10 protein-coding genes and 1 pseudogene are annotated in these 13,032 nt (G+C 73.4%); 7 read left to right on the forward strand and 4 right to left on the reverse strand.

Going from position 1 to position 13,032, the window contains the following annotated elements:
* Nucleotides 1-135: 135 nt before the first annotated feature.
* Nucleotides 136-909 carry a polysaccharide deacetylase family protein gene (locus AB0411_RS01565; RefSeq protein ID WP_366415145.1) on the reverse strand — a complete coding sequence of 258 codons (774 nt, stop codon included), beginning with the start codon at nt 907-909 and terminating at the stop codon, nt 136-138.
* Nucleotides 910-1,056: 147 nt separating this feature from the next.
* Here AB0411_RS01565 and AB0411_RS01570 point away from each other — a divergent pair, with 147 nt between their 5' ends.
* The 4 genes from AB0411_RS01570 to AB0411_RS01585 all read left to right on the forward strand — a co-directional run bounded on the left by AB0411_RS01570 (nt 1,057) and on the right by AB0411_RS01585 (nt 4,602).
* On the forward strand, nt 1,057-1,764 hold the full coding sequence (locus AB0411_RS01570; protein WP_366415146.1) for a response regulator transcription factor: 708 nt from the start codon (nt 1,057-1,059) through the stop codon (nt 1,762-1,764).
* A gap of 17 nt (nt 1,765-1,781) precedes the next feature.
* Complete coding sequence (locus tag AB0411_RS01575; protein WP_403145311.1) at nt 1,782-3,368, forward strand: ATP-binding protein; 1,587 nt, start codon at nt 1,782-1,784, stop codon at nt 3,366-3,368.
* Complete coding sequence (locus tag AB0411_RS01580) at nt 3,365-4,084, forward strand: hypothetical protein (protein WP_366415148.1); 720 nt, start codon at nt 3,365-3,367, stop codon at nt 4,082-4,084. Before AB0411_RS01575 ends, AB0411_RS01580 begins: the two co-directional genes overlap by 4 nt.
* 116 nt (nt 4,085-4,200) lie before the next feature.
* Nucleotides 4,201-4,602: a DUF1992 domain-containing protein gene (locus tag AB0411_RS01585; RefSeq protein WP_366415149.1), complete on the forward strand. Its 402-nt coding sequence runs from the start codon at nt 4,201-4,203 to the stop codon at nt 4,600-4,602.
* Between the two features lie 57 nt (nt 4,603-4,659).
* On the opposite strand, the pseudogene AB0411_RS01590 reads toward AB0411_RS01585, so the two are convergent.
* A pseudogene (locus AB0411_RS01590) lies at nt 4,660-5,932 on the reverse strand (hypothetical protein).
* 251 nt (nt 5,933-6,183) lie between these two features.
* Here AB0411_RS01590 and AB0411_RS01600 point away from each other — a divergent pair.
* Genes AB0411_RS01600 through meaB form a run of 3 tightly spaced genes read left to right on the forward strand, consistent with a single transcriptional unit; the run spans nt 6,184 to nt 11,316 of the window.
* Nucleotides 6,184-8,067: a methylmalonyl-CoA mutase family protein gene (locus tag AB0411_RS01600; RefSeq protein ID WP_366415152.1), complete on the forward strand. Its 1,884-nt coding sequence runs from the start codon at nt 6,184-6,186 to the stop codon at nt 8,065-8,067.
* On the forward strand, nt 8,067-10,298 hold the full coding sequence (gene scpA, locus AB0411_RS01605) for a methylmalonyl-CoA mutase (RefSeq protein WP_366415153.1): 2,232 nt from the start codon (nt 8,067-8,069) through the stop codon (nt 10,296-10,298). The genes AB0411_RS01600 and scpA overlap by 1 nt, the downstream gene beginning before the upstream one ends.
* A 10-nt stretch (nt 10,299-10,308) precedes the next feature.
* Nucleotides 10,309-11,316 (forward strand): methylmalonyl Co-A mutase-associated GTPase MeaB, encoded by a 1,008-nt coding sequence (gene meaB / locus AB0411_RS01610; RefSeq protein ID WP_366415154.1) that lies wholly within the window; start codon nt 10,309-10,311, stop codon nt 11,314-11,316.
* Nucleotides 11,317-11,355: 39 nt separating this feature from the next.
* Here meaB and AB0411_RS01615 read toward each other — a convergent pair whose 3' ends face one another.
* Both AB0411_RS01615 and AB0411_RS01620 read right to left on the reverse strand, forming a co-directional pair.
* Complete coding sequence (locus AB0411_RS01615; protein ID WP_366415155.1) at nt 11,356-12,273, reverse strand: LysR family transcriptional regulator; 918 nt, start codon at nt 12,271-12,273, stop codon at nt 11,356-11,358.
* Nucleotides 12,274-12,385: 112 nt separating this feature from the next.
* Complete coding sequence (locus tag AB0411_RS01620) at nt 12,386-12,823, reverse strand: ATP-binding protein (protein WP_366415156.1); 438 nt, start codon at nt 12,821-12,823, stop codon at nt 12,386-12,388.
* Nucleotides 12,824-13,032 lie beyond the last annotated feature (209 nt).

Consider the following 13,032-nt stretch of genomic DNA (forward strand, 5'->3'; position numbering starts at 1 on the left):
GCCGTCGCACCGGGAGACCGGGAGGCGACGGCACAGCCCGGGGCCTGTCCGGCAGGTCGGTGGCGGACAGGCCCCGGGCTGTCCGGCGAGACGGCCGCCGCCCGGCTTCCCGGGACGGCCGCCAGGGGTCTCGCCTCAGCGCTTGGGGAACCCGAACCCGTAGCCCTGCTGCTGCATCCACGGCAGCAGCCGGTCCAGCGACTCGACGGTCCGGCCGCGGTCGCCGCCGCCGTCGTGGAACAGCACCGTGGGCCCGTTGGAGAGTTCACCGCGCACCGTCGCCTCGATCCCGTCGACGGTGCCGCCCTCGAAGTCCTTGCTGTCGACGTTCCAGCCCAGCGGCCGCATACCGTGCTGGGCGGCCAGCTTGCGGCTGTAGGGCGTGAAGGCGCCGCCGGGGGCGCGGTAGTACTCGACGCGTGCGCCGCCCGCGGCGTCCTCGATCATCTTCTGCGCGTCGAGTATCTGCTGCGACTGGTAGCTCTCCGGCTGGTGATCCATACCGGTGTTGTGGCTGACGGTGTGGTCGCAGAGCTTGTGTCCGGCGGCCACCACCTGCTGGACCAGGTCCGGGTGCGCCTTGGCCTGCGGCCCGATCATGCAGAAGACGGCCTTGACGTTGTACTTCTTCAGCACGGCGAGCACCTTCGGGGTCCAGGCCGGGTCCGGGCCGTCGTCGATGGTGATGTTCAGGCTGCGGCCGGGGCGGTCCGAGGCGTGCACGATGGAGGGGTCGACCGGGGCGAGCGGGGCGGCCCGCTGGGCCTTGGCGTCGTCGGCACTCTCCGCCTCGGCCTGGGAAGTGGTTCCGAAATTGCCGAAGGCGAGCGTCCCCGCGACCGCGAGTGAAACCACCGCCGCCGCGGCCACCCCGATGATGCCGCTCTCTCTGGCGAAGCGCCGTGCCATGCCGACCCCGTCCCTACCGTGCTCGTGTGCGTACCGAAGGGCGGTGGCCGAGTTGCGCGCACCGCCTTGCACCACGTGAGATGCACCGGAGTGGGGGCAGGCTGCTCCTGTTACGGATCCATCATGAAACTTATTGATACTGGACCCATGCCACGTGTACTTCTGATCGAGGACGACGCCGCCGTACGGGACGGAGTGTCCCTGGCCCTGCGGCGGCGCGGCCATGAAGTGGCGGCCGCGGCAAGCGGGGAGGAGGGGTTGGAGGTCCTGCCGGGCTTCCGCCCCGACATCGTGCTGCTGGACCTGATGCTCCCCGGCAAGGACGGCTTCGAGGTCTGCCGGCTCATCCGCGCCGAGCGGCAGCTGCCGATCATCATGCTCACCGCCCGCGGCGACGATCTCGATGTGGTGCTCGGCCTGGAGGCCGGCGCCGACGACTACATCGTCAAACCGGCCCGTGGTGAGGTCCTCGAAGCGCGGATGCGCGCGGTGCTGCGCCGTACCGCGCTGCCCGCCGACGGCACCCCGGCCGCCGCCGAGCCGGGCCCCGCCCCGGTGGAGACCTACGGCGAACTGGCCATAGACCGCGCCGGCCTGGTCGTCGGCAAGGGCGGCCAGGATCTGGCGCTGGCCCCCTCGGAGATGAAGCTGCTGCTGTTCCTGTCCGCCACCCCGGGGCAGGTCTTCAGCCGCCAGCAGCTGCTGGAGCACGTGTGGGAGCACAGCTACCACGGCGACGCGCGGCTGGTCGACGCCTGCGTCATGCGGCTGCGGACGAAAATAGAGGACATCCCGCGCAGCCCCCGTTACGTCCAGACCGTGCGCGGTTTCGGCTATCGCTTCGGGCCCCTGTGAAGCGCCCCGCCCTCCGGATACCGCTCCTCCCCCGCCTGCGCACGGGGAACCCCCAGTTGCTGCGGGGTCTGCGGGCCAGGCTCGTCGTGGGGTTCCTGGTGGTGGCCGCCCTCAGCGCACTGACCACCGCTCTGCTGACGTACCAGGAGGCCCGTAACGCCATATTGCAGCGCTCCCAGGACATCGCCGTCAACGACCTGAGGGCGCAGGTCAACTCGCTGGCGCCGGAGCTGCCGGTCCCGCCGGCCCAGGCGGATCTGGACTCCCTGCGCGTCCAGCTGGAGCGCTCCGGGAAGTCCCGCGATTGGGACATCTCCGTGCATTACAGCGGCGTGCGGGACAGCGGCGACGGCAGCCTGCGGGGCGACGTCGTGGTCCCGGACGACCTCAAGGCGTCGGTGGAGAAGCGCCATGTGCCGGCCTTCCAGCGCGTGGACCGCGGCGGGGACCCCTGGCTGCTGATCGGGATGCCGGTACGGCAGTCCGACGGCCGGGCCTCCGCACTGACCGTCTACGCCCAACTCCCGCTGAGCGCCGAGGAGTCCAATGTCGAGGCGCTGGTGAGCGCCGCCCAGCGGGGCGCGCTGCCGGTACTGGTGCTGACCGTGGTCCTGGCGCTGCTCGCCGCGCGCGGGGTACTGCGGCCGGTACGCGGTCTGCGGCAGGCCGCCGGACGGATCGCCGAGGGCAAGCTGGACACCCGGCTGGAGGTCAAGGGCGCCGACGAGATCGCGGACCTGTCCCGGACGTTCAACGACATGGCGGCCCGGCTGGAGGAGAGCATGGCCGAGCTGCGCCGCCTGGAGTCCAACTCCCGGCGGTTCGCGGCCGATGTCTCGCACGAGCTGCGCACGCCGCTGGCGGCGATGACCGCGGTCACCGACGTCCTCGACGAGGACGCCGACTCCCTCGACCCCGACACCGCCTCCGCGGTCCGGCTGATCAGCCAGGAGACCGGGAAGCTGGCACGGATGGTGGAGGACCTGATGGAGGTGTCGCGATTTGACGCGGGGGCCGCGGCGCTCCATCTGGACGAGGTGGACGTCGGCGAGACCATCCGCAAGACCCTGCAGGCCAGGGCCTGGCAGAAGCGGGTGACGGCACAGCTGCCGGCGGACGTACGGGCCGGACTCGACCCGCGGCGTCTGGACGTCGTGGTCGCGAACCTGGTCGGCAACGCCCTGCACCACGGCGGCGAGCCGGTCCGGGTGCGGCTGCACGCCCCGGAGCCGGGCGCCGACCGGCTGCTGATCGAGATCTCCGACAGCGGCCCCGGCATCGACCCCGAGGTCCTGCCGCACGTCTTCGAGCGCTTCTACAAGGCGGACTCCGCCCGCGCCCGCTCGGAGGGCAGCGGCCTGGGGCTGGCCATCGCGATGGAGAACGTACGGCTGCACGGCGGCTCCATGCGCGCCGCCAACTCCCCCGAGGGCGGCGCGGTGTTCACGGTGGATCTGCCGCTGCGCCACGAGGAGGCGGGGGAGCCGGCGTCCGAGGGGAGCGCGGACCCACCGGACGACGAGGCATCGACGGCCGGTGGACCGGCCGCGGACGACGAACGGGACGGCGTACGCTCCCGAGCCGGGAAAGAGACCCACGCATGAGCACCACGAACGCCCCGGGCGCCGCGAACGCCACGGAGACCCCGGACGCCGCGCGGGCGACGCGGGCCCGCCGGCGAGTGGTGACCGGCGTGCTCACCGCCGTGGTGGGCGGGGTGCTCACCGGCGCGCTGGGCGGCGCACTGACCGGCTGCGGTATCGCGCCCACCGATGTCATCGACGCCGGTGAGCCCGCGACCGGAGTACGGTCGCCGGGCCAGCGCACGGCCGATGTCCAGCTGTTCTTCTACGGGCCCTCGGGACTGCGCTCCGCCACCCGGCGGGCGAAGGCGCCGGTCGACCCGGAGGAGGCCATCGAGCTGTTGATGAAGGGACCGAACCACGCGGAGCGGATGCGCGGCCTGTCCAGTGTGCTGCCGAAGTTCCCCGGCCCGCTGACCGCGGTCACCCATCCGGGCAATGTCGTGATCACCCTGCCGATGAACGTCAAACTGCTGGACTCCGGCTCGCTCAACCAGCTGGTGTGCACCGCGGCCAACGCCCGGGTGCCCGGGGGCCGGCCGCCGGGGGAGGTCACCGTGACACTCGTGGGCGACGCCGTCCGGATCGGCCCCATGGTGTGCGGCGGCAACAACGCCTTCCCGGTCGTCGAGCCCAGCCCGACGGGGACCTCATCGGGCCGGGCCACCCCCGTCCCGACGCCGGGACAGCCGGGCCCGACCGACGTGGGCCCGGCGGAACCGGACCCCACGGACTGACCGGGACGCCCACGCCCCCGGTGCCGGAGTTACCGTGAAGACGGGCGGCCCTCCCCCGGCACCGCGCCGGGAGCAGGACCACCGGCCGGCCCCCGGATCCTCGGGAGAATCACGCGATGACCGAGCGCAAACCCCCCGGTGTCAGCTTCGAGACCTGGGTCGACAGACAGATCCGCGAGGCGACGGAGCGCGGCGAGTTCGCCGGTCTCTCCGGGGCCGGCAAGCCCCTCCCCCACGCCGACCAGCCGTATGACGAGATGTGGTGGATCAAGGAGAAGCTGGGCCGGGAGCACCTCTCCTGGCTGCCGCCCGGCCTCGCCCTGCGCAAGGAGGCCGAGGACGCTCTGGAGGCGGCCGCCGAGGCCCCCACGGAGGCCGCGCTGCGCCGCATCCTGACCGCGGTCAACGACCGGATCCACGCGGCGCTCCGCACGCCGCTCGAAGGCCCGCCACTGCGCCTCGCGCCGATCGACATCGACGAAGAGGCCCGCACGTGGCGGGAGCGGCACGGGAGTTGAGCGGGCGGGGCGGCCGGGAGAACCGGCGGTTCACCGCGTCCGCCGCCGCGCCGCACCTCACCCCCCGACGGTCCCCGTCCGCACCCGCAGGAAGCGCGGCCGGTAGAGCTCCACATCACCGTTGAGCCGGGCGTCGGGCGGGACGCCGGGCGGGCCGAGCCAATTGATGTCGTAGCTGAGCAGAAACTCCCCGTTCGCGGTGAATCCGCGGTGTACCTGGGGGTTGTAGGCGGCGACGTACCGCGGGTCGGCGGCCGGTGGGCGGGGCGGGGTGAGACGGCGGTCCGGCCCGTGCCAGGGGCCGCGGGGCGAGCAGGACCAGTAGGTGGTGATCGACCGCATTCCGGCCGCTCCACCGCCCCCGGTGTCCATGGTGAACAGCAGCCAGGCCGGACCGTCGCGCACGACGGTGAAGGCGCTGCCGACGCCCCGCCGGCCGCCGGCGCGCAGCACGGGCGCGGCCCGCCCGGCCCGCCGCTGCCAGCGGGCGCCGTCCCAGAACCGCCAGCTGCCGCGGTCCGCGAGCCGTCCGTGGGGGACCCGTGCGAGAGAGGCGCTGGAGGCGGGCGACGAGGCGGGGTCGTCGCCGCCGAAGGCATCGGTCCGGCCGCCGTCGCGGACCGCCGCCGCTCCGTTGAGGACGCGCCGGTCCGGGTCGGCGGAGGTGCGGCCGACGGTTGGGGCGATGCTCTCCAGGCGCAGGCCGGGCAGCGACAGCGTGGCCACCTCGGTGCCGCGCGGCACGCCGAAGATCCACGGCCCGGTGCCGGGGACACGGTTCCACAGCAGCACCCGGACGACCTTCTCGGCCGCGCCGGGCGTACGGGGCTCCACGCTCGCGCCGACGGGCCAGCGCCGGCCGCCGCCGGGCGGGTCGGGGAAGAACGGGCCGGGGGCGGTCGCGGTGCCGCCGGTCAGGGTGCGCGCCGGCCGGCCCGAACGGGCAGTCACCACGACGGAGTTGTGCCGCAGGAGCGGGGTGCCGCCGGTGTCCGCGGTCCGCCAACGGTGCCGCTCGCCGCGCGGGTTGGGCGGTGGCTGGATCCGGTCGAGGAAGGTGTCGGAGAAGAGCCAGAGCGTGCGGCCGCCGGGGAGGCGCACGGAGTGGGTGCCGTCACCGCCGGTCCAGTCGTCCACCCGGGTTGTCGTCGCCGTAACGGGCGAATTCCGCGGTATGCCGGGAATCGGCGGACCAGGAGGCGATCCGCCGCCCGCGGCAGTCCGCGGCGCGGCCGGGCGGGGGCGCCCACGGCAGCGCCACCGGCAGGGCGGCGGAGGCGAGCAGCGCGACGGCGACGGCCGCGGTGCGGATCATCGGCGGCTGGGGCATCGCACTCCTCCGAGGATCCCCCCTGTCCCTTCAAGCGCTCGGGGGAGGGCGCCGCGTCCACGGTACGGACCCCCGGACTCCGCGCGGCAGGCGCGGCGCGCAGGGAAAAAGACGACTCCGTGCCCTCCGGCCGAACCGCCCCACCTGTCCCTTCCGGCGCATAAATATGAAGATCCATGAGAGGTCAACGAGGGCAACGTCACAGCTGGAGCCCCTGCTCCAGCTAACGGTCGTTCGCCTAGCCTGCTGCCATGACCGCCGAGTCCCCCGAACTCCCCCTGGCCGCCGCCTTCCCCGATGCCGATCGAGAGCAGTGGCAGCGCCTCGTCGAAGGTGTGCTGCGCAAATCGGGCGTCACAGAGGCGACGGGCACCGCCGCCGAGGATGCGCTCGCCACCGACCTGCAGGACGGCATCCGCGTCCGCCCGCTCTACACCGCCGAGGACGGTACGGCCGCCCTGGGCCATCCGGGCTTCCCACCGTTCGTACGGGCCGGGCGGCCCGAGGGCACGACCGTCGCCGGGTGGGACGTACGCCAGCGCCATGTCCACACCGACCCCGTGCGCGCCAATGAAGCGGTGCTGGCCGACCTGGAGAACGGCGTCACCTCGGTCTGGCTGGCCGTCGGCGACGGCGGGCTGCCCGTGGACGGCATGGCGCGCGCGCTCGACGGTGTCTACCTGGACCTGGCCGCGGTGGTCCTGGACGCCGGCGCCGATTTCGCACCGGCCGCCGAGGAGTTGCTGCGGCTGTACACCGCGTCCGGCGCGGCGCTGGGCGAGGCCGTCGGCTGCCTGGGCGCCGACCCGCTCGGTCTGCTGGCCCGGACGGGTGACGACGCCAAGCTGCGCCTGCAAGGGGAGTCGGCCGCCCGGATCGCCGCGCGCTGCGCCGCGGAGGCGCCCGGCGTGCGCGCGCTGGCCGTGGACGCGCTGCCGTACCACGAGGCGGGCGGCTCGGCCGCCGAGGAACTGGGCGCCTCGCTGGCGACCGGTGTCGCCTACCTGCGGCAGCTGACGGAGTCCGGCCTGGGCATCGACGACGCCTGCCGGCAGCTGGAGTTCCGCTACGCCGCGACCGCGGACCAGTTCCTGACGATCGCCAAGCTGCGCGCCGCCCGGCGGCTGTGGGCCCGGGTCGTCGGGGTCTGCGGGGCCTCCCCCGCCGCCTCCGCGCAGCGCCAGCACGCCGTCACCTCCACGGTGATGATGACCCGTCGGGACCCGTGGGTGAACATGCTGCGCACCACCGTCGCCGGGCTCTCCGCCGGCGTGGGCGGCGCAGATGCGGTGACGGTGCTGCCGTTCGACGAGGCGCTCGGCGTGCCCGATGCGTTCGCCCGCCGGATCGCCCGGAACACCCAGTCCGTGCTGCTGGAGGAGTCGCACCTGTCCAAGGTGATCGACCCGGCGGGCGGCTCCTGGTACGTGGAGAGCCTCACCGCCGAGCTGGCCCGTGCGGCCTGGGCGTTCTTCCAGGAGATCGAGGGCGCGGGCGGCCAGGCCGCGGCGCTGCGCTCCGGACTGATCGCCGGCCGGCTGGCCCGTACCTGGGAGCGCCGCGCCGGCGACCTCGCCCGCCGGCGCGAACCGATCACCGGGGTCAGCGAGTTCCCGCACCTCGCCGAGGCCCCGGTGACCCGCGAGCCGGCACCCGATCCGATCGGCGGAGGGCTGCCGCGGGTGCGCAGGGACGACGCCTACGAGCGGCTGCGGTCGCGCTCCGACGCCCACCGGGCGGCGAGCGGCGCCCGCCCCAAGGTCTTCCTGGCCGCGCTGGGCCCGGTCGCGGCACACACCGCGCGGGTGACGTTCGCGGCCAATCTGTTCCAGGCCGGCGGCATCGAGACGGTGCAGGAGCCCGGGCCGGTGGATGCCGAGTCGGTGGCCGAGGCGTTCGCCCGCAGCGGCGCGCGGATCGCCTGTCTGTGTTCGAGCGACGCGGTGTACGGCGAGCAGGCGGCGGCCGTGGCGGCCGCGCTGAAGTCGGCGGGTGCGCTGCGGGTGCACCTGGCGGGCAAGCCGGGCGAGCACCGGGAGGAATTCACGGCGGCCGGGGTGGACTCCTTCGTCTTCGCGGGCTGCGACGCGGTCGAGGTGCTGTCCTCGGCCCTGGATGTCATGGAGGTGGCGTGATGAACGACACGACACAGCAGACGGGCGCCATCCCGGACTTCAGCACGGTCGAGCTGGGGAAGCCGGACACGGCGGATGCCGCGGGCGACACCGGCGAGTGGGCCGCGGCGGTGGCGCAGTCCACCGGCAAGGCCGTGGCGGACCTGACCTGGGAGACGCCGGAGGGCATCGACGTCAAGCCGCTGTACACCGAGGCGGACCTCGACGGCCTGGACTTCCTGGGGACCTACCCGGGCATCACGCCGTATCTGCGCGGCCCGTACCCGACGATGTACGTCAACCAGCCCTGGACGATCCGGCAGTACGCCGGCTTCTCCACCGCCGAGGAGTCCAACGCCTTCTACCGCCGCAACCTCGCGGCCGGCCAGAAGGGCCTGTCGGTCGCCTTCGACCTGCCCACCCACCGCGGCTACGACAGCGACCACCCGCGGGTGACCGGCGACGTCGGCATGGCGGGCGTCGCGATCGATTCGATCTACGACATGCGGCAGCTCTTCGAGGGCATCCCGCTGGACAAGATGACGGTGTCGATGACGATGAACGGCGCGGTGCTGCCCGTTCTCGCCCTCTACATCGTGGCCGCCGAGGAGCAGGGCGTACCGCCCGAGAAGCTGGCCGGGACCATCCAGAACGACATCCTCAAGGAGTTCATGGTCCGCAACACCTACATCTACCCGCCGCAGCCCTCGATGCGGATCATCTCCGACATCTTCGCGTACACCTCGCAGAAGATGCCGCGCTACAACTCCATCTCCATCTCCGGCTATCACATCCAGGAGGCGGGGGCGACGGCCGACCTGGAGCTGGCGTACACCCTCGCCGACGGGGTGGAGTACCTGCGCGCGGGCATGGCGGCGGGCATGGACGTGGACGCCTTCGCGCCGCGGCTGTCGTTCTTCTGGGCGATCGGCATGAACTTCTTCATGGAGATCGCCAAGCTGCGGGCGGCCCGGCTGCTGTGGGCGCGCCTGGTGCAGCGCTTCGAGCCGAAGAACCCCAAGTCCCTCTCCCTGCGCACCCATTCGCAGACCTCGGGCTGGTCGCTGACCGCGCAGGACGTGTTCAACAACGTCACCCGCACCTGTGTGGAGGCGATGGCGGCGACGCAGGGCCACACCCAGTCCCTGCACACCAACGCCCTGGACGAGGCGCTGGCCCTGCCCACCGACTTCTCCGCCCGTATCGCCCGCAACACCCAGCTGTTCCTGCAGCAGGAGTCGGGCACCTGCCGGGTCATCGACCCGTGGGGCGGCAGTGCCTACGTCGAGAAGCTCACGCACGATCTGGCGCAGCGGGCCTGGCAGCACATCGAGGAGGTCGAGGCGGCCGGCGGGATGGCGAAGGCCATCGACGCGGGCATCCCCAAGCTGCGCGTCGAGGAGGCCGCGGCCCGTACCCAGGCCCGGATCGACTCGGGGCGGCAGGCGCTGATCGGCGTCAACAAGTACCGGGTGGAGACCGACGAGGAGATCGAGGTCCTCAAGGTCGACAACTCCTCGGTGCGCGCCCAGCAGATCGAGAAGCTGAAGCGGCTGCGCGCCGAGCGCGACGAGGACGCCTGCCAGGCGGCGCTGCGGGCACTGACCGCGGCGGCCGAGTCCGGCCCCGGCGAGGGGCTGGAGGGCAATCTGCTGGCGCTGGCGGTGGACGCGGCCCGTGCGATGGCGACGGTCGGCGAGATCTCGGACGCCCTGGAGTCGGTCTACGGGCGGCACTCCGGCCAGATCCGTACGATCTCCGGTGTGTACCGAGACGAAGCGGGCCCCTCCTCCGGTGTCGAGCGCACCCGGGACCTGGTGGCCGAGTTCGAGCGCGCCGAGGGGCGCCGGCCGCGCATCCTGGTGGCCAAGATGGGCCAGGACGGCCATGACCGCGGCCAGAAGGTGATCGCCACGGCCTTCGCCGACCTGGGCTTCGACGTCGACGTCGGCCCGCTGTTCCAGACCCCGGCCGAGGTCGCCCGCCAGGCCGTGGAGGCGGACGTCCACATCGTCGGGGTGTCCTCGCTGGCGGCCGGCCACCTGACCCTGGTGCCCGCGCTGAAGGAGGCGCTCGCCGCCGAGGACCGCGAGGACATCACGATCGTGGTGGGCGGGGTGATCCCGCCGCAGGACGTGCAGCCGCTGCGCGACATGGGCGCCGCCGCGGTCTTCCTGCCCGGCACGGTCATCCCGGAGGCCGCGCACGACCTGGTGCGGGACCTGGCGTCGGTCCTCGGCCACGAGCTCTGATCGGGGGGTCATGCCTGCGACGATCGATGTCGAACGGTACGCCGAGGGGGTCCGCGCGGGCTCCCGGGCCTGGATCGCCCGCGCGGTCACCCTGGTGGAGTCCACCCGGCCCGACCACCGGGCGGCGGCCCAGCGGCTGCTGGTCGAGCTGCTGCCGCACTCCGGCGCGGCCCGCAGAGTGGGCATCAGCGGGGTGCCGGGTGTCGGCAAGTCGACCTTCATCGACGCGCTCGGCTCGCTGCTGACCGGCGCCGGGCACCGGGTGGCGGTGCTCGCCGTCGACCCGTCCTCCAGCCGTACCGGCGGCTCCATCCTGGGCGACAAGACCCGGATGGAGCGGCTGGCGACGGACCCGGCGGCGTTCGTCCGCCCCTCCCCCACCTCCGGCACGCTGGGCGGGGTGGCGCGGGCCACCCGGGAGTCCATCGTGGTGATGGAGGCCGCGGGCTACGACGTCGTCCTGGTGGAGACGGTCGGCGTCGGCCAGTCCGAGACCACCGTGGCGGGCATGGTCGACACCTTTCTGCTGCTGACCCTGGCGCGCACCGGCGACCAGCTCCAGGGCATCAAGAAGGGTGTGCTGGAGCTGGCGGACCTGGTCTCCGTCAACAAGGCCGACGGCCCGCACGAGCGGGACGCCCGTTCGGCGGCCCGTGAACTGTCCGGTGCGCTGCGCCTGTTGCAGCCCCCGGACGCGGCCTGGACGCCTCCCGTACTGACCTGCAGCGCCCGCGAGGGCACCGGGCTGAAGGGGGTCTGGGAGCGGGTCGAGCAGCACCGCACCCTCCTGGAGTCCACCGGCGCACTGGCCGAGCGGCGCCGCGCCCAGCAGGTCGACTGGACCTGGTCGATGGTGCGCGACCGGCTGATCGACCGCCTCCAGGAGCACCCGGAGGTGCGCCGGCTGGGCCCCGGTGTGGAGCAGGCGGTGCGCGACGGCGAGATCACCGCGACGCTCGCGGCGGAACGGCTGCTGGAGGCGTTCGGGCTCGGCGACGGCCTGGCGGCCGGGACGTAGAGGACCACCGCGCGCGACCGGCACGGGGGCGGTGGCCGGCTACCCGGCCCCCGCCTCCCCTCCCGACCGGGTCCGTTGTTCCCGTGCGGCGAAGTGGGCGACGGCCATGTCGCGGAACCGCCCGGCGGCCCTGGAGAGATAGCTGTCCTCGCGCCGGACCAGGCTCAGGGTCCGTACGCAGTCCGGGGTGTCGAGGTGCAGCCAGGCGAGCGGCACCTGCGGGAGTTCGGGGCGGGCGAGGGCGGGGATCAGGCCGATGCCGAGCCCGGCCGCGACCAGGAAGTGCGTGGCACCGGGTTCATCGCCCTCGCAGGAGATCACCGGCCGGCGCCCGATCGCGGTGAACAACCGCTCCAGCAGGGCGCGTTGCCAGTGCCCCGGCCTGGTGGTGATGAAGGGCTCATCGGCGATCTCGGCCACCGTGACCCGCTCCCGCACGGCCAGCGGATGACCGGTCGGCACGACGAGCAGCACCTCTTCGCGCAGCAGCCGCACCGCGCCCAGACCGGGCCCGGACAGCGGCTGGGAGGCGATGCAGAAGTCGACGTCCCGCGCCCGCAGTTGGGCCCGCATCACCTCGGGGGTCGACTGCAGGCACCGGACGGTGACGCCGGGGTGGGCGGCGCGGAACCCGGCGAGCAGGTCGGTGAGGGGCAGCAGGGTCTCGGCGGCGACGGCGAGGGAGCCGTCGTCCAGCGCGGCGGCATCGGCCATCTCCCGCCGTGCGTCGTCGAGTTCGTCCAGCGCCCGCTCGACCCGGGCCAGGAACGCGGCGCCATGGCGGTTGAGCCGGATGGTGCGGCCCTGCCGGTCGAAGAGCCGCACGCCCAGCTCCGCCTCCAGCCGGGCGATCGTCCGGCTCACCGACGGCTGGGCCACCCGTAGTTCCTCGGCGGCCCGGCTGATGTGCTCCCGGCGCGCGACCTCCCGGAAGTAGCGCAGCGACAGCAGGTCCATCGGCTTCCCGGGCCTTCCGTGCGGAGGGGACGACCCGGGAATCGTCACACACCCCGCAGGGCCGTGTCCGCCGCGCACGGCGGCCCGCACCGGATCCGTGACGGGCCCGGCCTCAGCCGCGCATCGGCACCGTCGCCCACACCGTCTTCCCGGCCGGGTCCGGCGCCGTCCAGCCCCACGCGTCGCTCAGCCGGTCGACGATGTGCAGACCGCGCCCGGACTCCGCGAGGTGATCCGCCGGCTTGACGACAGGAGCGCCGCTGCCCGCGTCCGACACCGCGCACAGCACCGAGGAGTTCTGCCGGGTCAGGGCGAGCCAGGCGGTGCAGAACGGGGCCGCCGCGCCGGGCGCCCCGGTCTTCCCGGAGTCCTTGGCGCCGTAGCGCAGGGCGTTGCTGACGAGTTCCGAGACCACCAGGGCCACGTCGTCGGCCACGTCGGCGCACATCTGCCAGCCGGCGAGGGTGGCCCGGGTGAACCGGCGGGCCTCCGGCACGGTGCGGGCGGACCCGCTGAGGGCACAGGCGGCGAATGCGTCAGGAGCGGGCATCCACCAGCTGTCCTCACACGGTTCATCCCGAAGGGCGTCGTGCACGGTCTCTGCCGGATGAGTGGTCATCAACATCTCCGCGAGGGGGATTTCGGGGCTGGGCCGGACTGCCTCGGAGAGCTAATATCCTCGTCAGCCGTCGCATGATGCAAGTGCATCTGCAATTACATCAGTAAGGACGGTCGCTCAGGGGCTCGTTCACGCCAAGG

Source organism: Streptomyces angustmyceticus (genome assembly GCF_040701845.1).
GTDB lineage: Bacteria > Actinomycetota > Actinomycetes > Streptomycetales > Streptomycetaceae > Streptomyces > Streptomyces angustmyceticus_A.

Coding starts and splice junctions, on each gene's coding strand:
- AB0411_RS01565 (WP_366415145.1), bottom strand. CDS start 909: ATGGCACGGCGCTTCGCCAGAGAGAGCGGCATCATCGGGGTGGCCGCG.
- scpA (WP_366415153.1), top strand. CDS start 8,067: ATGAACGACACGACACAGCAGACGGGCGCCATCCCGGACTTCAGCACG.
- AB0411_RS01585 (WP_366415149.1), top strand. CDS start 4,201: ATGACCGAGCGCAAACCCCCCGGTGTCAGCTTCGAGACCTGGGTCGAC.
- AB0411_RS01600 (WP_366415152.1), top strand. CDS start 6,184: ATGACCGCCGAGTCCCCCGAACTCCCCCTGGCCGCCGCCTTCCCCGAT.
- meaB (WP_366415154.1), top strand. CDS start 10,309: ATGCCTGCGACGATCGATGTCGAACGGTACGCCGAGGGGGTCCGCGCG.
- AB0411_RS01570 (WP_366415146.1), top strand. CDS start 1,057: ATGCCACGTGTACTTCTGATCGAGGACGACGCCGCCGTACGGGACGGA.
- AB0411_RS01580 (WP_366415148.1), top strand. CDS start 3,365: ATGAGCACCACGAACGCCCCGGGCGCCGCGAACGCCACGGAGACCCCG.
- AB0411_RS01615 (WP_366415155.1), bottom strand. CDS start 12,273: ATGGACCTGCTGTCGCTGCGCTACTTCCGGGAGGTCGCGCGCCGGGAG.
- AB0411_RS01620 (WP_366415156.1), bottom strand. CDS start 12,823: ATGCCCGCTCCTGACGCATTCGCCGCCTGTGCCCTCAGCGGGTCCGCC.